The sequence below is a fragment of the Halomonas sp. LC1 genome (genome assembly GCF_030247125.1).
In the GTDB taxonomy this organism is placed as follows: domain Bacteria; phylum Pseudomonadota; class Gammaproteobacteria; order Pseudomonadales; family Halomonadaceae; genus Vreelandella.
On record NZ_JASSPG010000001.1, the window covers coordinates 438773 to 457874 of the forward strand.

Consider the following 19102-nt stretch of genomic DNA (forward strand, 5'->3'; position numbering starts at 1 on the left):
AAAAGCAAAAAGCGCCCAAGCCAGCCTCGAAAGAAGCCTGCCTGGACGCCGTTGTCTCAGGGGCACCGCTTACCGGGTGCCGTACTCATCAGTGATTTGCTGCAGTTGGTATTATTCGACGCAATTAGTCGTTGTGATCGTTATGGGCAAAGACCCTGCACTGAGCCGTTGTTGCTTGTTACCAGAATAACTGCAAACCCTGCGCCCACGCTGCGCTAAAATCATTAAATCATTTAATAAACAATCATTTAAAAACGCACTCTGCATTTCTACTTTTCGCGAAAGGCATGCCCTTTGTCGAATAAGCGGTTGAAGAGAGTGCATTAACCGCCGCTTAAGCACCAAAGTGGGGCAAGCCTAGCTAACCATGAGCGGCCTGCCGCCTCCTCAAAAACGCTTAATACGCTGATTAGGCTGAATTAAACCCACCGACGGCAAAAGCTGGCGGGCTTTTTGCTCACCATAAGATAAGACAGTTCGGCAGCCAACGGTGGTTGCTGTGCGTTATCAACGACGCCAACGGGCAACGACGCCCCTGATACTCCCTTCTTGAAAGGGCTGTGTCAGGGGCGTTTTTTATTTGCTGAACATTACGTTTCAACCACAGGAGCTACCTATGGAAACCGCTTCCCGGTGCTCACCGAACGAACACCTTGTCATTATCGGTAACGGCATGGCTTGCCACCGACTACTTGAAGCGCTGGTGAAACATTCGCAGCGCCCCCGCCGTATCACAGTGGTGGGTGAGGAGCCGGTACCTGCCTATAACCGCATTTTGCTCTCTCCTTTACTGGCGGGCGAACTGGCGCCTGAGGCGCTCACTCTGCAAGACGCCGCCTGGTACGCTGATAACGACATCACACTGACGCTTGGCGACCGCGTGACCTCCATTGACCGCGAACGCCGCCTGCTTATTACTCATCGCGGCGACACCTTAAGCTATGACAGATTAGTGATAGCCACTGGTTCGCGCCCCACGCTGCCAGCGGTGCCTGGCATCACGCTTGACGGTGTTCACACGTTTCGTGACCTGCGCGATGCCGACGCCTTGAAAACCATTGCTCAGCAAGGCGGCAACGCCGTGGTGATTGGCGGCGGCTTACTTGGATTGGAAGCCGCTGAAGGGCTGCGCAAACGGGGCGGTAGCGCGCTCACCGTCAGCGTTCTGCAGCGCAGCGGGCGGTTGATGAATCGCCAGCTAGACACCACCGCCGCCCAATTGCTGGAAGCCACGCTGCGCGAGCGCGGCATCATCATTGAAACCGGCGCATCGCTTGCTGCCTTGGAAGATAACGGCCACGGGCAGGTGCAGTCGGTCACACTGAGCGATGGCCGGAAGCTAGCTGCCGACAGCGTGATTGTGGCGGCGGGTATTACCCCCAATGCGGAGCTAGGCCAGCAAAGCGGGCTTATGTTTGACCGCGCCATTGTGGTGGATGGGCACCTCACCACCTCAGACGACCACATTTATGCGCTGGGCGAATGCTGCCAGTTCGAGCAGCACACTTACGGGCTGGTGGAACCCATTTGGCGGCAGGTGGAGGTGCTTGCTGCCGTGCTGTGTGGTGAAACGCCAGCGGCGTATCAAGAAGCCCCCACGGCCACCAAACTCAAGGTCAGCGGTGTCAGCCTGTTTGCCTTTGGCCCCACCGAGGCCGCCGCCAAGCACGAAGAGCTTCGCTACCAAGACCCGGAAACCGGCGACTACTGCCGCCTGCTGCTCCATCAAGGCCGCCTCATCGGCGCGGTGCTGTATGGCGATACCCGCCACGGCCCCTGGTATTTCGAGCAGGCGCTGGCCGCGACCGACTTAACCGCGTGCCGCCACCTGTTGCTGTTTGGCGCAACCGATGCCCAAACAGCGCTCGACAACCATTTCGACACCCTGTCATCCCCTTTATCTCTCACCCGTGAGGCGGCTTAGCTATGGTGAATCACACAATGTCTACTCCAACCACGTCTTCCAACACGCAAAAGTTGATCATTGTCGGCAACGGCATGGTCGGCCACCATTTTGCCGAGCAGCTCGTGGAAAGCGGCGCGCTGGCTGGGTTTGAGGTGACGATGTTTGGCGAAGAGCGCCACCGCGCCTACGATCGCGTGCACTTATCCGAGTACTTTAGCGGCCGCGATGCGGAGTCACTGGCGCTGTGCGACGCCGATTACTACCACACCCACGGCATTCAACTACGCAGCGGCGAAGCGGTCACCGCGATTGACCGCGAACAGCAGCTGGTAGTGACCGAACAAGGCCACTACGCCTATGACAAGCTCGTGCTGGCTACCGGCTCCTTTCCCTTTGTGCCGCCCATTCCCGGCAACGACAGCGAAGGCTGCTTGGTCTACCGTACGTTGGATGACTTGGATGCCATTCAGGCAGCGGCCAAAAACGCCACAAACGGCGTGGTGGTCGGTGGCGGCTTGCTCGGTTTGGAAGCCGCCAACGCGCTGCGCGGGCTGAACCTGGACACCGCCGTGGTGGAGTTCGCCCCGCGCCTGATGCCCATGCAGGTAGATAGCGAAGGCGGCGAACTGCTGAAAGAGAAAATCGAAGCTCTCGGCGTTCAGGTACTCACCGAGCGGGCCACCCAGCGTATCGAACCCGGCGACACCAGCCGCCTGCGGATGGTCTTCCAAGACGACAAAGTGCTGGAAACCGACCTGATCGTCTTCTCCGCCGGTATTCGCCCGCAAGATACCCTCGCCCGGGAGTGCGGCTTGACCATTGGCGAGCGCGGCGGCGTGGTGATCGATGACCAGTGCCACACCAACGACCCGAATATCCTCGCCATCGGCGAAGTAGCGCTGTGGAATCAGAGTATCTTTGGCCTCGTGGCGCCTGGCTACCAAATGGCCAAAACGGCCGTCGCCACGCTGACGGGGGGCAATATTTGTTTTAGCGGCGCCGATATGAGCACCAAACTAAAACTGCTGGGCGTGGATGTCGGTTCCATTGGCGATGCCCACGGCAATCAAAATCCTGGCGCCCGCATGTTCCGCTACCTCGACCCGCTCACCCAGGTCTACCGCAAACTGGTCGTCACCAGCGACGGTAAGAAGCTGCTGGGGGCCATGCTGGTGGGCGATAACAGTGTGTATGACACGCTGTTGCAGTACTACGCCAACGGCATCGAGCTTCCCCAAGAGCCCGCATCGCTCATTCTGCCACAACAAAGCGGTGCCGCCCCGGCGCTGGGGCCGGATGCCTTGCCGGAAACGGCGATGATCTGCTCCTGCCACAACGTGACGAAAGGCAGCATCTGCAGTGCCATCGACGCGGGCGCGGCGGACCTTGGCAGCGTTAAAGGCGCGACCAAAGCCAGCACCGGCTGCGGCGGCTGCGCGGCGCTGCTCAAAAGCGTGGTGGATCACGAATTGGAAGCCCGTGGCGTCGAAGTGGATAAATCGATCTGCGAGCACTTCGCCCATACCCGCCAAGGGCTTTACGACATCGTACGTGTCGAAGGAATCAAGACATTCAGCGAGCTAATGGAGAAGCACGGCAATGCCGAGACGCATCGCCTCGGCTGCGATATCTGCAAACCGGCGGTGGCCTCGATTCTCGCCTCCTGCTTCAACGAACCCATCACCGACGCCGCCCACGTGCCGCTGCAGGACACCAACGACACCTTCATGGCCAATATGCAAAAAAACGGCACCTACTCAGTAGTGCCGCGCATTGCGGGAGGTGAAATTACCCCCGACAAGCTAGTGGTGCTAGGGCAAGTGGCCCAGAAGTATCAGCTCTACACCAAGATTACCGGCGGCCAGCGCATCGACCTGTTCGGCGCACGGCTGGAAGACCTGCCGGCCATTTGGGGCGAACTAATTGAAGCAGGCTTTGAGACCGGCCACGCCTACGGCAAGTCGCTGCGCACGGTGAAATCCTGTGTGGGCAGCACCTGGTGCCGCTACGGCGTGCAGGACAGCGTGGGCATGGCGATTCAATTAGAGAACCGTTACAAAGGCCTGCGCGCGCCGCACAAGATCAAGTTTGGTGTTTCCGGCTGCACCCGCGAGTGCGCCGAAGCGCAGAGCAAAGACATTGGCATTATCGCCACCGAAAACGGCTGGAACCTCTACGTCTGCGGCAACGGCGGCATGCGTCCCCGCCATGCAGAACTCTTCGCCACCGATTTAGATGACGAGCAGCTCTACCGCACCATCGACCGCTTTTTGATGTTCTACGTACGCACCGCCGACCGCTTACAGCGCACCTCGGTATGGCGGGAAAACCTGGAAGGCGGCCTGAACTACCTGAAGGAGGTGATTCTGGAAGACAGCCTGGGTATCAACGATGAGCTGGAGCGCCAAATGCAGCACGTGGTGGATAGCTACCAGTGCGAGTGGGCCAACGCCATCAGCGACCCGGAAAAGCTCAAGCGCTTTAGAAGCTTTGTGAATGATGCGCGGCCCGACCCTTCCATCATCATGACTTCCGAGCGCGGCCAGCTGCGCCCTGCTTAACCCAGTGACCACCGAATCGAGGACGACCATGACCGCCACCGCACTTAAACCGACGAACCGCAACGACACTTGGCAGCCGCTCTGCACCAGAGCAGACCTCGTGCCCTTTTCCGGCGTTGCCGCTTGGCTGAACACACCGGAAGGCCCCGCCCAAGTGGCGCTGTTCTATTTGCCCGGCCACGCGCAAGAGCTCTATGCCCTGGACCACTTCGATCCTTTCTCGAAGGCCTATGTGATTGCCCGCGGCATCGTCGGCGATATCAAAGGCAGCCCCGTGGTGGCCTCTCCGCTCTACAAACAACACTTCCGCCTGGAAGATGGCCAATGCCTAGAGGAGGATGAAGTGCGTCTGCGCACTTGGCGCGTCGCCTTCAAAGGCGATGAGGTGTGGGTGGAAGGCTAGCCGAACGCTTGCTTCTACAACGCCACCTGCAATGCAAACAGCCGCGCCGCCTATCCAGGCGGCGCGGCTGTTTGAGAGTGAATGCTACTTATTGATCCAGAAACCGAATCAGCGCCTGATTGAACGCCTCGGGGTGAGTCGCATTAAGCCCATGCGGGCCACCCTCAATCACTTCTAGCGAAGCGTTGGGTAGAAGCTCGACGGCGCGCTTGCCGCTTACTTCCAGCGGTACGATACCGTCTGAATCCCCGTGTAGGACCAGCGTCGGAATGACAATCTTGGGTAAATCCTTGCGGAAGTCGGTGTAGCTAAACGCTTTGATACAGTCGTAGGTCGCTTTTGGCGAGGCGAACGCCGCAATATCGCGGTGATAAAGCCGGTTCGGTTCGCTGATCAGGTCGCTCTTGTCATTGGCGGTAAAGAAGCTCTTGGTGAAGTCATCCAAGAAGGCGATGCGGTCGCCCTTCACGCCTTCCAGGAACTGGTGAATCGTGGCATCGTCTAGGCCGCCTTCCGGGTTATCGTCGGTTTTATACAGATACGGCGGCACCGCCGCTGCCAACACCGCTTTATTAACACGCTCGGTGCCGTAGCTCGACAAATAGCGCGCGACTTCGCCGCCGCCCATGGAGAAGCCCACCAGGGTCGCGTCGTTGAGATCCAGCGCGTCCAGCAGCTTTTTCAAATCAGAAGCGAGAGTGTCGTAGTCGTAACCACCATCCGCTTGGGTCGAACGGCCAAAACCACGGCGGTCATAGGTCACCACCTTGTAGCCCGCCTCCACCAGCGCAGGCACCTGCTTTTCCCAAGAGCGGCCACTCAGCGGCCAACCGTGAATCAGAACGACCGGTTTTCCTGCCCCGTGAACCTCGTAATAAATCTCAACCGGTGTGCCCTGCTCAGTCCCTGCATTCAGAAATGGCATCGCATCAACCTCCTGGTTTGGCGTTTACGGAAAACGTCATTCAAGGCTAGTACAACGTGTTGTGAGCTACCAAACCACGCTACGAGGCCGGGGAGTATTCAAACACCCAGCAATCTTTAAGCTCCCCTTTCACCCGGGAGTAGCGAGACAATCGCTTTTGGGCAACAAACCCGCCTCTTGTCAGCACGCGCTGGGAGGCCATGTTGTTCACCGCAACCACCGCCGCCAACTGTGTGACGCCATATACGCAGCGGGCTTCCGTCAATAAGCGTTTTAGCGCGTGTTGTGCAATCCCCCGGCCGCCAGCGCTTCGCGCAATCCGGTACCCCACCCGCGCCTGATCATCGACAATATTGCGTAAATTCGCGCGCCCCACGATGACGCCCCGCTCACGGATGATGAGTGGATTCATCTTGCGCTGTGCGTTGAGCGCTAAACAATCGATGATGTGCTTAGCCACCCCTTGCGGCGTGTAAAAGCACTCCGGCCTAGCCTCGATATGCTGCTCGAACCACGCACGCTCTGCGCGTTCGAAACGCAGCAGCTCAACGGCATCTTCGGGCGTTAGCAAGTGAAAGGTGACGTCTTTGTCATGGCGCATCTCCACATCCCTCCTTGGGTGCAGCGCGGGGTTCACCCCTTAGCGGGGCATAAATCACTGACATTGCCTACCGTGATGTTGCTATGCTTGCCAGCCTCTTGATTCGGTAGGCATGGGAGCCATACGTTCGTGAAGACAGAATCCAGTACGTTAGCCTTTTCCGCCTTCATGGCGCTGCTCATTGGCTGTGCCGGTATCGTGGCCACCCTGGCCTCGAACTCCCAGGCCATCCTATTGGATGGCTTGTTCAATCTTATTTACTTTAGCGTAGCGCTGGTGACCATCAAGGTCAGCAAGCTTGCCAGCCGCCCAGATAGCGAGTCGTACCCCTTTGGCTACAGCTACTTCGAGTCGCTGGTTAATTTATGCAAAGGTTTGCTGATTTTAGGAGTATCGATCTTCGCGTTGGTGGATGCCGTGGCAGCACTGCTTACCGGTGGGCGAGAAATTTCAGCGGGGCTTGCGGTGATTTATGCGCTGTTTGCGACCGCCGCCTGCTCGCTGACCGCTTGGGTCATGCACCGCAGCCAGCGCCATGTCAGTAGCCCCTTGGTGGCCGCCGACAAACTAAACTGGCTGGTGAACAGCGTGATTTCTGGGGCCGTCCTGGCGGCTTTTTGCTTCGTGATGCTGTTTGAACGCCTCGGCTGGCGAGCTGTTTTGCCCTATGTGGATTCCGTATTGGTGATTGCAGTGGTGGTGCTCTGCCTGGGGGTACCCGTGCGCATGGCGTCGCAAGCGTTAAGAGAGCTGCTCAACAAAACCCCGGAAGAAGCCGTCGCTGAACCAGTGCGCCAAGCCGTTGCCCGTGGCCTTGCCGATATCGATACCCTGGAGGTGCGCGTGCGTATGGTACGCCCCGGCCGCCTGCTTTACGTTATCGTCCACGTGGTACTCCCCAAAGAGCTGCCCGAAGCGACCCTGGCGAACCAAGACGCGCTGCGTCAGCGCATCGATGAAGAAGTGCGCCGCTACTACTCGCCCGTGGTATGCGACGTGGTTTTCACCGCTGACAACCGCTGGGCAGCGCCCTCTTGTGGGCTGCTGGTGGAGAAGTCCGCTAGCTAACCCCTGACACGTAAAGAGCGGCTCGAAGGCCGCTCTTTACTCGCTTACCGGTCTACCGGTTTCTCTTCTTTTACCGGCCACACATCCTCATCCACCAGCTCTGGATTTTTAAGTATGGCGGGATCGAACAGAGGTTCCTCAATGCCCTGGCGACGCTGGCGCTCGTAATCCTTCAACACCGAGACCGCAATCGGGGCCATCAAGAGAATGGCAAACAGGTTGGTGGTGGCCATTAGCCCCATGGCTAGGTCGGCAAAGTCCCAGACCACGCTGAGTTCGGCAACGGAACCTAGCAATACCATGGCGAGGATAATGATCTTGAACACACCGACCGCTTTTTTGGCGTGGCGGCGGAACAGGTACTCAATGTTCACTGACGAGAACGAAAAGTTCGCCAGAATGGAGGTAAAGGCAAAGAACAGGATCGCGATGGCGATAAAGATCTCACCAAAGCCCCCCAGATGATCCACCATGGCATCCTGGGTCAACTGGATCCCTTCGATGCTCTCCCCCGGCGACTCGGACAGCAGCCGCTCGTACACACCGGAGAGCAGAATCACCACCGCTGTGCAGCTACAAATCACGATGGTATCGACAAAGACCCCAAAGGATTGCACCAGCCCTTGGGCCGCTGGGTGCTTCACGGTGGCCTGTGCTGCCGCATTGGGGGTCGAGCCCATACCGGCTTCGTTAGAGAAAAGACCGCGCTTGATGCCGTTTTCCATGGCGGCTTTGATGGCATAGCCTGCCGCGCCACCGACCGCCGGGCCTAAGCCAAAGGCGCTCATGACGATCAGTGACAGCATGTCGGGCACGGCGGAGAGGTTGGCAAACAGAATCCATAGCGCCACCAGCAGATAGGCAATCGCCATCACCGGCACGATCTTCTCGGCCGTACGTGCTACCGATTTCAGGCCGCCATAGATGACGACACCGGCCAGTGCCGCAATCACCACGCCGGTCACCCAGTTGGGAATGCCAAAGGCGCCGCTCATGCCCTGGGCAATGGTATTGGATTGCGCCGCATTGAACGCCAGCCCGTAGGCAATGATCAAGAACACCGCAAACAGCGACCCAAGCCAGCGCCAGCCCAGACAACGCTCAATATAGAACGCAGGACCACCGCGAAAGACGCCATCTTCGTTGCGATGCTTATAGACCTGGGCCAGCGTCGATTCGATAAACGAGGTCGCAAACCCTACCAGAGCCGTCACCCACATCCAAAAAATCGCCCCTGGCCCGCCGATCCACAGCGCTAAAGCAACCCCCGCCAAATTACCGGTTCCGACCCGTGCAGCCATGGAGGTCGCGAATGCTTGAAAACCACTAATGCCATCCCCTGCCCCGCGGGCGGTAAAGGTCACGTGGGCCATGTGCCGAAACAGTCGAAACTGCATCCCGCGCGTCATGATCGTGAACAGCAGGCCTGCACCCAGCAACAGGTACACCAGAATGTAGCTCCAGATAAAGTTGCTGACGGGCATCATGACCGCATATAAACCATCACGAAGTGGCCCTAGCACCGTTTCTAATATTTCCATCGCCTATCACTCCCTGTGGTTGTATGAGCAACTATTATCGTCACAGGTAGGAGTGTAGCTAGGTTATAGACCAGCGCGTTATTTCAGCCCTTATTCGCCCACCGTGACTACCCAATCAGGTCGAAACAGCGGCGGCGAAAACTCCTCTGGATAACCGCCCGGATTGGCGATAACGCGCGTGCCGCTGTGCCGTGTATCTACCGGCTCGTGAACGTGGCCGTGAATCCACAAATCCATCTTGCCCATCAGCTGCGCGAGGTGGGAGGCAAAGGCGGGCGAGAGCGCGTCGCCTATGTACTGCTCGGGAATGCAACCGTGCAGTGGGGCATGATGGCTCACCACGACGCGGGGGCCATCGACAGGCTGTTGAAGCTCGCGACTCAACCACTCCAGCGCCTCACGGTGCATCTCTTGGCTGGCTTGGGGCGTGAATACTTGGCCGGGAGCCGTGGTAATGATGCGAAAATCGGGCATGTAGCGCAGCGCTTTCGCTTCGGTATCTAAGGGGTTTCGGGTAGGGTCGTCGGCATAGAGCGCAAAGTCCGTCCAGAGTGTCGTGCCGTAAAAGCGTACTCCGCCAATGGTCACGCTACGATTATCCAGCAGCTCAATATCATGCCGAGCGGCTTCTAGCGCTAACTCTTGGCGCAGCAGCGGCATGCAGGTGCCGTAGAACTCATGGTTACCCGGCACGTAGAGAATCGGCAGGTCGGGAAACTGCTGCCGCGCCCATGCCAGCCCCTCTGCTCTGCGATGAATATCCCCAGCTAATACCACCACATCCGCCTCCGCAGGCGGCAGTTCGCGGTGTCCGTCAAAGTGTTCTAAATGAAGATCGGATAAGACTCTTATGCGCATAGAACGTCTCTCATGGTACTCACACGAGCCTGGGCTTGAGCCATTAATAGGCAAGGCGAGCGATAAATTGGCGGGCAAACTCGACCACCACGGCTTCGGCTTCCCGGTGAGGAATATGACCGATGCCGGGCAGCATTTCGCAGTGAGCGGGGCCTTGGGTATAGCGGGCAATACGCTCAGGCTGACGATGAGACCCGTACTCGTCTTTTTCGCCATGCAGCACGAGTGTCGGGCACTGTACTTGTTCAAGCGCAGGGATGAGTGACCACTCTGCAAACGCGGGGCTTAGCCATGTGTCCACCCAGGCGTTGAGTACCCAGCGGGCTTTGTCGCCGTGGTGCCTAGCCAGCTTGGCGAACTGTTCCGGCGCCTGAAAGGCAACGTTTGCCTCCTTGATCCCCTGCCGTGTGCGGTTTTCGTTAAACGCTTGGGCAGCAATGGTTATCAGCCCTTGGCACTGATCCGGGTAACCCCCAGCACAGTGCACCGCCATGCAGCCCCCAACGCTATGGCCCAGAGCGATAAAGCGTGTGATTTGGTAGGCCTCGCGCAGTGCAGCAAAGCTCCCCGTGGGTTCATCGTCGATAAAACTGAGCGGCAGAGACGTTGGGTACGCATCGGAGCGGCCAAAGCCAAGCCGGTCGTAAGCAATAACCCGTTGCCGCGTTGCGGCGCAGAGCGCCGCGGGAAAGCTGCGCCATAGATCTACACAGCCAAGGGAGTCGTGAAACAGCACAATAGGGACATCCGAACGAGTGCTGCCTGATTCCCAAGTCCGCGTAAATATTCGACCACTGGTTGTATTCACCCAGCGGTCATGGTGATGAATGGCGGGCGTTTGCGTCATAGCATTGCTCTTAATGTTGTCAGTTTGTCATGAGCCACTGCCAACATAGCATGCGACAAGCCGCTAGCGTTTTAAGAAGTTACTTTTGACTAAGTGAACCACCTCGTCCATGCGCCCGCTCAACACGGCTTTAGCGGAGTAGAGCGCTGTTGAAGCGACCTGCCCGGCCTCTACCTTAGGAGGCATCACCAGCTCCATGGGGTTCACCACCACATCTAATAAGGCAGGCCCCGGCTGGGCAAGCCACTGGCTAATCGCGACATCCAGTTCGGCCTCCTGCTCGACCCGGCGACCCCATAACCCCATGGCGGTGGCGACTTCGCCAAAGTTGGGGTTTTTAAGCTCCGTGTAAGCATCGAGCAACCCTTCTACTTTTTGCTCTAATTCCACGAAGCTTAGAGAGCTGTTGTTATACACCACGATTTTTAGCGGAATTTGCTGCTGCACTAAGGTTAATAAATCCCCCATCAGCATGGTTAACCCGCCATCTCCGCACATGGCAATCACTTGGCGGTGGGGATACGCCAACTGAATCCCCAACGCCTGGGGATACGCATTGGCCATGGTGCCGTGCTGCAAACTCGCCAGGGTGCGCCGCTGCTGGGAGGCACGAATATGGCGCAGCATCCATACGTTGACGCTGCCGGTATCAGCCGTAAAAAAGGCATTCTCCGCCGCGTGGCGGTCAATGGCCAACGTCAGCTCTTGTGGGTGAATCACTTGGCTATCGCGGCTTTGATGGGCCGATTTTTCCAACGACTTGGCGTAGCGCTTGCGACACTTATCTAGCCAGTGGCTGCGCGTATTCTCCTTAACAACTTGACTGAGCGCCTCGCAGGTATCCCGCGTGCTGCCGACGATGCCCACGTCTACCGGGTAACGTTTGCCGATATGCGTTGGGTCTTGGTCTACCTGAATAATCGTCGCACGCTCTGGGTAGAACTGGCTAAACGCAAAATTGCAGCCGAGTAGCAGCAAGGTGTCGCACTCGGCCACTGCGTGATAGCCGCCTTCCAGGCCATACACGCCCGTCATGCCAACGTGATAGGGGTTGTCATGCTCTATGAAATCCTTCGCCCGAGAGGTCCAGGCAATCGGGGCCTGCAGTTTCTCCGCTAAGGCGATCACCTGCTCCCGCGCATCCTCGCAGCCAGCGCCGGCAAAAATGGTGATGTTGCCACCTTTATTGAGCTGCTCGACGGCGGGCACCAGCGCTTGTGCCGTTGGCCGTAGCGAGTAGCTAAACCGATGCGTGCGATAGCCCAACTGATTATCCGGCGTTTGCGTCATCACATCACCCGGTACGATCAGCACCGCAACGCCGCGCTTGGCGAGCGCCGCCTGGGCGGCTAGCGCGGCCATACGGCGCGCCTGCTCGGCAGAGACAACGGTTTCACAAAACACGCTGTACTGTTTGAAAATGGCGCTTTGGTCGACTTCCTGGGGAAATTGGCTACCGGTATCACTAAGCCCAATTTGCGAGGCGATGAGCACCACGGGAGAGCCATTACGGTGAGCATCAAACAGCCCGTTCACAAAATGCAGGCTACCGGGGCCGCAGGAACCTGCGCATAGCGCTAGTTCCTGGGTCATATACGCCTCGCCACCGGCTGCAAAACCACCCACTTCTTCGTGACGGTCGCCAATCCACTGGATATCGCTTTGCCGTAACGCGTCCGTAAAGTGGTTCAGCGTATCGCCCACGACACCATAGCAGCGCTTGGCACCTGCGCTTTGCAGTGTTTCGACGATGATCTCGGCAACGTTTGCGCTCATGTGCGACTCCTTTCGCAGGGAAATGACAATTCAGCCTACCTAGCCTAGCCCGAGACGCGCCACTTTGCCGAACGTCAGGGGAACGCCTATTGATGCTGCAACGCAACATCAATAGGCCTACACTGTTAAGGGCGTCCCACAGGAGGACCTTGCCATGATCGTCACCCACCTCACCCCGCCTGTCAGCGATGACGTGCTGGCATTCTGGCACTGCCAGGCACAGTGGCTACGCGCTGCCAATGATGCCATCGCCGATTTTTACGGCTAGCTAGGGCTTTTTGCGTCGGTTTCCATCTCGTTAGACGAAAAGATAACCCCCAAGCCGACATACTATGTCGGCTTTTTTGTATTATGAAAATCTTTTCCATTCAACAAGCTAGCACAACAGGCGCCCCTCTCACGACGATTTGTAAGCTATTTCTTACGCGCAATGGCAGATCACTTACATCTTTTGGGCTAGTCACGCCGGAGGAAAGCGCCTAATATTCATATCACAGCTATTTTACTGCATTGCACAACGCAAGCTGTGTATAACAAAAACGATTCCTCTCCCCCTGTACCAGGAGTGTTCGCCATGAAAGATGCCACGTCTCAAAAATCGGCCATGGAAGTCGATGTGATGGAAGTATGGGCAAAACGTGCTCAGCAGCAGCGCGCTGCGTTCGATGCCCTCGCCGCCTACATGCGCCAGCAATAAGGCGCTTCCCGCGTCTCGGTCAATGCGCTTTGGCCGTTGACCGAGATGCGGGACATCTACTCCCACCCTCCTTCTTCGTCTGGCTGCTGTCCTAGCTGCGCCAAATACGTCTCTTGCAAGATGTACATGCGCTTTACATCACGGTATTTGCCGTTGATGAAGAACTCCTGTACCAAGTGCCCCTCTTCGATGAACCCGCTCTCTTCATAGAGATGAATCGCTTTGACGTTCTGCACTGCGACGATCAAGTAGACCTTATGCAGATTCAAAATCGTGAAGGAGTAGTGTAGTGCCTGACGAATCAGTGAGCGCGCAAACCCTTTCCCCTGGTGCTCGGGCGTTATGATGATCTGAAACTCGGCACTGCGATGGATGTAATCGATTTCGATCAGCTCCACCAAGCCAATCGCGTTACCGGCGCTGTCCTCGGCCACGAAGCGCCGCTCGGCGTTGTCGTGGATGTGCTTGTTGTACAGCTCTTCGAGTTCATCGAAGGATTCGTAAGGCTCCTCAAACCAGTAAGACATGATGCTCTGGTTGTTATTGAGTTCATGGACGAAGCGCAAATCATTGCGCTCCAGGGCACGAAGGAACAGGGCGGGACTCATGACAAACACTCACTTATTCATCAAACGATGCGATACGGCAGGAAGGTCATCTTAACGACGAGTACGAACGCATGAGAGGCGTTCGTACTCGTAGTGTAGCGTCTTATCAGCGACGCGTTGATGCCCGTGGGCGCTAGCGCTGAAATGAGAACAGCGCGCGCAAAGGGTGATCGCGCCCTTCGATCAACGCCCGCAGCAGTTGGGCACCTATCATACTGTAAGTAATCCCGTTTCCCCCGTACGCCATGGCGAAATGAACCCTTAGCCCCAGCGCCTCATGAGGTCCGAAATAGGGCAAGCCGTCGTCGGTTTCCGCGAACGTGCCGCCCCAGCAAAACGTCGGATTGATCTCAAGGTCCGGCCAGAGCGCCTCTACCTTGGCCGCCAGCGTTCGCGCTTTTTCCATCACCCGGGCGTCGCGGCGCTCGGCGATGTCTTCATCGTCATCCTCTCCGCCGATCAATAGTCGCCCCTCCTGAGTAGAACGCAGATAAAGATACGGCCGCGCAGACTCCCACACCAGCGTGTGTCCCAGCTTGCCCATTACCTCGCGGGGTAAGGGGTCGGTCACGAACGCATAGCTGCTGCGATTGGCCGCCACGGGCTCCGGCAACCACGTTTGGCTTTCGTAACCGGCGGCGATGACGACTTGTTGGCTGCGTAGCGTCGCCCCATTGCGCAACACGACGCTCACTCCTTCGCCGTCCGGCGTTAGCTGCTCCACCTGGGTGCGATCAAACACCTGGCTGCCGCGTCGGACGACGTTTTCCAATAGGTGATACGCCATACGGTAAGGGTCGGCACGGGCGGCCAGCGAGGAGAGAATCGCCCCTGGCGCAGAAAAGCCGTAGTCCGCCTCGATCGTGCGCTTGTCCAGCCAAGCGACATCGAAGCCAAAGCGCTTGCGCATCGTAAGTTCAGCGCTCAAGGCAGCGACATCCGCCTCCTGACTCGCAAAGTAGAGGCTCTCCTGGCGGCTGAACGCGACGTTGCCCAACTCGGCAGCCAAGCGCTCCAGGGACACAATCGCCTCGGCACAGCCTCGATAAGCCATCACGGCATTGGCCTCACCGTACTGCTCGGCCAAATGCACCATATGGGTGTCTATTTCATACTGCAGCAGCGCCGTACTGGCGGCAGAGCTTCCCCAGCCAACGTCCCGCCGTTCGAGCACCGCTACGTGATGGCCGTGGCGGCTAAGCTCATCGGCGATCAAAGCACCGGTGATACCTCCACCAATGATCACTGTGTCTACATTGAGATCTTGAGTAAGCTGGGGAAACGGCGCTAACAAGCCATTTTTTACCGTCCAGAACGGATAACCACTTTTAAGATCCATCTTATTGCCTATGCTGGATTGCCATACGGTCAGACCGGGCAGATAAACGTTGGGTGTCGTGCCCATTAACCATAGTGGGTTATCGGCATCATGCCCTGTCCCACTCCCCAACCAGGAGTCGTTCGATGACGATTGATTTACGTAGCGATACGGTGACACGCCCTACCGCCGCCATGCGAGACGCCATGATGTCGGCGCCGCTGGGCGACGATGTGTGGGGCGACGACCCGACGGTGAATGCCTTTCAAGCCACGCTGGCCGAGCGTGCGGGCAAAGAAGCCGCGCTGCTATTCCCCAGCGGCACCCAGAGCAACCTGGTGGCTTTGATGGCCCACTGCGAGCGGGGTGATGAGTACATCGTTGGCCAGAGCGCCCACACCTATCGCTATGAAGGGGGCGGTGCCGCCGTGTTGGGCAGCATTCAACCGCAGCCGATCGAGAACGCCACAGACGGCAGCCTGCCACTCGAAAAAGTCGCTGCCGCCGTCAAAGCCGACGATTTTCACTTTGCCCGCACCCGGCTGCTCGCGTTGGAGAACACCATAGGCGGCAAGGTACTGCCTGCCGAGTACGTGCAGCAGGCCACCGCGCTGGCTCGAGAACATGGTCTGGCCACCCACCTAGACGGTGCCCGGCTCTTCAATGCCGCCGTCGCGACGGATACCTCACTCACGCAGCTCTGCCAGCCCTTCGACAGCGTATCGCTATGCTTTTCGAAAGGGTTAGGCACGCCGATGGGCTCGGCACTAGTGGGCTCTCAGGCATTGATCGACCGCGCCCGGCGCTGGCGTAAAGTAGTGGGAGGCGGAATGCGCCAGGCAGGTATTATTGCCGCCGCCTGCCAGCACGCGCTGGATCACCATGTAGCGGATTTGGCACACGATCACCGCCGTGCGGCCCACTTGGCGGAAGGCTTGGCCGTCTTTCCCGCCATTGAGGTGACCTCACAGGCCACCAATATGGTGTTTGTTCAGATCGACAAAGCGCATATCGCGCCGCTGGCCGCTTGGCTCAAGGAACATGGCGTGCTGATAGAGCTGCTCTACGCCACACGGATGGTAGTGCATCGTGATATCAGCGACAGCGATATTGAGCAGGTGCTGGGTATCATCAAGCGCTACTTCGATCAGGCGTAACGCGTCAATCAACCCCTACAACAGCGCCGAGCCGAGTGCGAGGTGCACCGCGATGGCGGCCATCATCAGGCCAATCAGCCCGTCGATGGTGCGCCATGCCGCAGGGCGGGAGAGCCAGGGCGACAGCGCCGCGCCGCCCCAGGCCAGCAAGCTGAACCAGAGAATTGACGCCGTTGACGCCCCGGCGACGAACACACCGGCGCTCTCCTGCTGGGCACCAATGGCGGGAATTAACAGCAGCGTATCGAGGTAGACTTGCGGGTTGAGCACCGTCACCGCCAGCGTCGCCAGTAACACGCCGCGCAGGCTACGCGCTTTGGCGCTGTTGGCTTTCAAGCCTTCGCGGCCGCTGGCAGCGCGCCATAGCGCTTGTGCCGCTAGCCAGCTCAAAAATAGCACGCCTACCCAGCGCATGGCTTCCATGGCATTGGGCATGGTGAGCAAAAACGCGCTGGCACCAAACATACCCGCCGTGAGCAGGATGATATCCGCGCTTATACACAGCCCCGCCGACCACCAGTGGTACTCGCGGCGAACGGCCAGCCCCAGCACGTAGGCGTTCTGCGCCCCAATCGCCATGATGATACCGCCGCAAACTACCAAACCCGTTAAGTAGCTTTCCCACATTGCCGTTCGCCTTCTGCTGGAGTGAAGATGGCGACAGGGTAAGGGAAGGCTCACATAACCAAAAATCATCTTGCTAATGGCGCATTAGCACAGCTTATAGCCGTCGTAGCCCCCACATGAAGTAGGCGCCGCCAATCAGCGAGGCCACCAAGCCTGCGGGAATCTCATACGGGAACATGATTTGACGGCCCACCCAGTCGGCCAACACCATCAACAGCATACCGATCAAGGCAGCGCCTACTAAGTGCTGGCGGGCGCGGGAGAAGCCCATTAGCCGGGCCATGTGCGGTGCCAATAAGCCAATGAAGGAGAGCGGCCCCACCACTAGCGTGGCGCAGGCGGTGAGCACAGCGACCAGCAGCAGTAGTGCTAGGCGCGCACGGTTCAGGCCAATGCCCAGCGAACGCGCTGTGGCGGTACCCAGCGGCATGATGTCTAGCCAGCGGGTGAACGGCAGCGATACCAACGCAAGCCCCGCCGCAATACTGCCTACGAGCAGCGCGCTGCCTACATCCACGTAATAAGTAGAGCCTGCCAGCCACGCAATAACCTGCTGGCCGCGCGGGTCACCGCCCGCCAGCAGCACGCTGCGCACCGCATCGAACAGCGCGCTAATCGCTACGCCGCTGAGCAGTAAACGCTCAGGCACAAAGCCACTCTTACGGTTGAGCGCTACCAGCACAAGCAGCGTCGCCAACGCCCCCAGCGTTCCTATCGCCACCAGCATGGCATTGCTGGGAGCGGGGAGCAGATAAATACCTAAAATCAGCGCGATGGCGCAGCCACCACTGATACCCAGCACTTCAGGGCTCGCCATGGGATTAGCCGAAAGGCGCTGCAGAATAGTGCCCGCTATTGCCAGCATCAAACCGCTGGCCGCTGCCGCCATTACGCGCGGAAAGCGCCACTCGATCACTCCCCAGTTCGTCGGGGCGATGATGCTCCAGCCGTTGGCCCCTTGCCCCACCAAATGGCCCACCACCATAGCTGCCACCAGCGCTAGCAGTAGCCCTATCGCTAACCGATGGGGCGCGGCGTGGCGCGTGATCACCACGCCGGTTGTCTGGGGAGGTCGGTCGCCCTGCAGTTTAAGGCGCGGAATTAACCACATCAGCAGCGGTGCGCCTAAGGCGCCCGTCACGGCCCCGGTGGGAATCAGCGTCGCCATCATGCCGGAAAAGCGCTGCAGTAAGAGGTCCGTGGTGGCCAACAGTACGGCGCCTAATAACGTCGACCAGAGCAAGCGCGCACGCAGCGTGCGTGCCCCCGCCATACGCACGATATTGGGAGCCGCTAAACCAATGAAGCCGATGATACCCACCACACTCACCACGCTGCCGGTGATGAAGACCGCCAGCCCTAAACCGGCAAAGCGCAAATGCTTCAGCGAAATCCCCAGGCTTTTGGCGCTGGCGTCGTCTAACTCCAAAACGGCCAAAGGACGCAGCAGCAGCCACGCCGCCAAGCCGCAAATGGCTAGCCTGGGAGCCAGCGACGCCACGCCATCCCAACCATTTTGCGCCAGGGAGCCAGCTCCCCAAATCAGCAGACCCGCCAGGGTTTCGTGATTGAACAACAGCAGGGCCGTCGAGAGCGCCCCCAGATAAAGATTGACCACCAACCCCGCCAGCACCACCGCAATGGGCGCCAACCCACGCCGCCACGAAAGTGCAAACACCAGCCCCATAGCGGCAGCGCCACCCAGCAATGCAATCCACTCACTGCCTATCGTAAGCACGCCGGGGGCCAATAGCGTAGCCGCCATCAACGCCAAGTTGGCGCCCGACGCCACGCCCAAGGTGGTGGGCGATGCCAGCGGGTTGCGGAGCACCTGCTGCATTAGCACCCCAGCCAGCGCTAGACCGCCACCGGCTAATAGCGCAATGGTAAAACGCGGCCACCAAGCAAAGTGCAGCAGCAGCTCATCGACGTTATCGAGCGTGGGAAACAGCAGCGCCTGAACGCTCTGCGCGATACCACCCTGCTGCTGAAGGCTCAGCCCCAGCAGCACCATCAACGGCAAGCTCAGCAGTAAGCAGATATGAGCGGGAGAACGGCGGCCCATCAGATGCATGACAATATCCCGTCAACGAGGACAGCGGAGGCACGGGCAGGCATTGTCATTGGCGTGACCTTGGCAATCGAGGAAACAGAAAATAAATCAAAGGGCGAGATTCTAAATGATAAGTATTCACACTACAATCTTGGC

Annotated in this window: 16 protein-coding genes; 6 read left to right on the forward strand and 10 right to left on the reverse strand. The window is 58.5% G+C overall.

Annotated elements, in window-relative coordinates:
• Positions 1–616 precede the first annotated feature (616 nt).
• From QIT27_RS02055 to nirD, 3 genes are read left to right on the forward strand one after another with little or no spacing between them, the layout of a single operon-like run.
• A complete protein-coding gene (locus QIT27_RS02055) occupies positions 617–1924 on the forward strand; it encodes an NAD(P)/FAD-dependent oxidoreductase (protein WP_285262738.1) in 1308 nt (435 codons plus the stop codon).
• A gap of 17 nt (positions 1925–1941) precedes the next feature.
• The gene (nirB, locus tag QIT27_RS02060; RefSeq protein WP_285262739.1) at positions 1942–4467 is read left to right on the forward strand and encodes a nitrite reductase large subunit NirB; all 2526 of its coding nucleotides are present in this window, start codon (positions 1942–1944) and stop codon (positions 4465–4467) included.
• A 28-nt stretch (positions 4468–4495) separates the two neighbouring features.
• Positions 4496–4870 carry a nitrite reductase small subunit NirD gene (gene nirD / locus QIT27_RS02065; protein ID WP_285262740.1) on the forward strand — a complete coding sequence of 125 codons (375 nt, stop codon included), beginning with the start codon at positions 4496–4498 and terminating at the stop codon, positions 4868–4870.
• 88 nt (positions 4871–4958) lie between these two features.
• On the opposite strand, the gene QIT27_RS02070 is transcribed toward nirD, so the two are convergent.
• Both QIT27_RS02070 and QIT27_RS02075 read right to left on the reverse strand, forming a co-directional pair.
• Positions 4959–5795 (reverse strand): alpha/beta fold hydrolase, encoded by an 837-nt coding sequence (locus QIT27_RS02070; RefSeq protein ID WP_285262741.1) that lies wholly within the window; start codon positions 5793–5795, stop codon positions 4959–4961.
• A 79-nt stretch (positions 5796–5874) separates the two neighbouring features.
• Positions 5875–6396: a GNAT family N-acetyltransferase gene (locus tag QIT27_RS02075; protein WP_285262742.1), complete on the reverse strand. Its 522-nt coding sequence runs from the start codon at positions 6394–6396 to the stop codon at positions 5875–5877.
• Between the two features lie 129 nt (positions 6397–6525).
• Here QIT27_RS02075 and QIT27_RS02080 point away from each other — a divergent pair, with 129 nt between their 5' ends.
• Complete coding sequence (locus tag QIT27_RS02080; protein ID WP_285262743.1) at positions 6526–7464, forward strand: cation diffusion facilitator family transporter; 939 nt, start codon at positions 6526–6528, stop codon at positions 7462–7464.
• 44 nt (positions 7465–7508) lie between these two features.
• Here QIT27_RS02080 and QIT27_RS02085 read toward each other — a convergent pair whose 3' ends face one another.
• From QIT27_RS02085 to QIT27_RS02100, 4 genes are all read right to left on the reverse strand, one after another.
• Positions 7509–9005 (reverse strand): alanine/glycine:cation symporter family protein, encoded by a 1497-nt coding sequence (locus QIT27_RS02085; RefSeq protein WP_285262744.1) that lies wholly within the window; start codon positions 9003–9005, stop codon positions 7509–7511.
• A gap of 90 nt (positions 9006–9095) precedes the next feature.
• On the reverse strand, positions 9096–9863 hold the full coding sequence (locus QIT27_RS02090) for a metallophosphoesterase (RefSeq protein ID WP_285262745.1): 768 nt from the start codon (positions 9861–9863) through the stop codon (positions 9096–9098).
• A 43-nt stretch (positions 9864–9906) separates the two neighbouring features.
• Positions 9907–10710, reverse strand: coding sequence for an alpha/beta fold hydrolase (locus QIT27_RS02095; RefSeq protein WP_285262746.1), 804 nt, complete (start codon positions 10708–10710; stop codon positions 9907–9909).
• A gap of 63 nt (positions 10711–10773) precedes the next feature.
• Positions 10774–12486 carry a thiamine pyrophosphate-dependent enzyme gene (locus QIT27_RS02100; protein WP_285262747.1) on the reverse strand — a complete coding sequence of 571 codons (1713 nt, stop codon included), beginning with the start codon at positions 12484–12486 and terminating at the stop codon, positions 10774–10776.
• A 574-nt stretch (positions 12487–13060) separates the two neighbouring features.
• Between QIT27_RS02100 and QIT27_RS02105 the strand changes: the two genes are divergently transcribed.
• Positions 13061–13183, forward strand: a complete 123-nt coding sequence (locus QIT27_RS02105) for a hypothetical protein (protein ID WP_285262748.1) — start codon at positions 13061–13063, stop codon at positions 13181–13183.
• Positions 13184–13239: 56 nt separating this feature from the next.
• Here the strand turns inward: QIT27_RS02105 and speG are convergent, their stop codons facing one another.
• Positions 13240–13791 carry a spermidine N1-acetyltransferase gene (gene speG / locus QIT27_RS02110; protein WP_159341331.1) on the reverse strand — a complete coding sequence of 184 codons (552 nt, stop codon included), beginning with the start codon at positions 13789–13791 and terminating at the stop codon, positions 13240–13242.
• Positions 13792–13924: 133 nt separating this feature from the next.
• Complete coding sequence (locus QIT27_RS02115; RefSeq protein ID WP_285262749.1) at positions 13925–15130, reverse strand: NAD(P)/FAD-dependent oxidoreductase; 1206 nt, start codon at positions 15128–15130, stop codon at positions 13925–13927.
• A 125-nt stretch (positions 15131–15255) separates the two neighbouring features.
• On the opposite strand from QIT27_RS02115, the gene ltaE reads away from it, so the two are divergent.
• Positions 15256–16266: a low-specificity L-threonine aldolase gene (gene ltaE, locus QIT27_RS02120; RefSeq protein ID WP_285262750.1), complete on the forward strand. Its 1011-nt coding sequence runs from the start codon at positions 15256–15258 to the stop codon at positions 16264–16266.
• A 15-nt stretch (positions 16267–16281) separates the two neighbouring features.
• Here the strand turns inward: ltaE and QIT27_RS02125 are convergent, their stop codons facing one another.
• Together QIT27_RS02125 and fhuB are read right to left on the reverse strand one after the other, a co-directional pair.
• On the reverse strand, positions 16282–16893 hold the full coding sequence (locus QIT27_RS02125; RefSeq protein ID WP_159341328.1) for a LysE/ArgO family amino acid transporter: 612 nt from the start codon (positions 16891–16893) through the stop codon (positions 16282–16284).
• A 94-nt stretch (positions 16894–16987) separates the two neighbouring features.
• The gene (fhuB, locus tag QIT27_RS02130) at positions 16988–18958 is read right to left on the reverse strand and encodes a Fe(3+)-hydroxamate ABC transporter permease FhuB (RefSeq protein WP_371825124.1); all 1971 of its coding nucleotides are present in this window, start codon (positions 18956–18958) and stop codon (positions 16988–16990) included.
• Between the last annotated feature and the right edge of the window lie 144 nt (positions 18959–19102).

Bases quoted from the DNA above. Each gene is read 5' to 3' on its own strand.
- nirB (WP_285262739.1), top strand. From the start codon at position 1,942: ATGTCTACTCCAACCACGTCTTCCAACACGCAAAAGTTGATCATTGTC.
- speG (WP_159341331.1), bottom strand. From the start codon at position 13,791: ATGAGTCCCGCCCTGTTCCTTCGTGCCCTGGAGCGCAATGATTTGCGC.
- QIT27_RS02055 (WP_285262738.1), top strand. From the start codon at position 617: ATGGAAACCGCTTCCCGGTGCTCACCGAACGAACACCTTGTCATTATC.
- QIT27_RS02105 (WP_285262748.1), top strand. From the start codon at position 13,061: ATGAAAGATGCCACGTCTCAAAAATCGGCCATGGAAGTCGATGTGATG.
- QIT27_RS02075 (WP_285262742.1), bottom strand. From the start codon at position 6,396: ATGCGCCATGACAAAGACGTCACCTTTCACTTGCTAACGCCCGAAGAT.
- QIT27_RS02095 (WP_285262746.1), bottom strand. From the start codon at position 10,710: ATGACGCAAACGCCCGCCATTCATCACCATGACCGCTGGGTGAATACA.
- fhuB (WP_371825124.1), bottom strand. From the start codon at position 18,958: ATGGGCCGCCGTTCTCCCGCTCATATCTGCTTACTGCTGAGCTTGCCG.
- QIT27_RS02070 (WP_285262741.1), bottom strand. From the start codon at position 5,795: ATGCCATTTCTGAATGCAGGGACTGAGCAGGGCACACCGGTTGAGATT.
- QIT27_RS02090 (WP_285262745.1), bottom strand. From the start codon at position 9,863: ATGCGCATAAGAGTCTTATCCGATCTTCATTTAGAACACTTTGACGGA.
- QIT27_RS02125 (WP_159341328.1), bottom strand. From the start codon at position 16,893: ATGTGGGAAAGCTACTTAACGGGTTTGGTAGTTTGCGGCGGTATCATC.
- QIT27_RS02085 (WP_285262744.1), bottom strand. From the start codon at position 9,005: ATGGAAATATTAGAAACGGTGCTAGGGCCACTTCGTGATGGTTTATAT.
- QIT27_RS02100 (WP_285262747.1), bottom strand. From the start codon at position 12,486: ATGAGCGCAAACGTTGCCGAGATCATCGTCGAAACACTGCAAAGCGCA.
- nirD (WP_285262740.1), top strand. From the start codon at position 4,496: ATGACCGCCACCGCACTTAAACCGACGAACCGCAACGACACTTGGCAG.
- ltaE (WP_285262750.1), top strand. From the start codon at position 15,256: ATGACGATTGATTTACGTAGCGATACGGTGACACGCCCTACCGCCGCC.
- QIT27_RS02115 (WP_285262749.1), bottom strand. From the start codon at position 15,130: ATGGATCTTAAAAGTGGTTATCCGTTCTGGACGGTAAAAAATGGCTTG.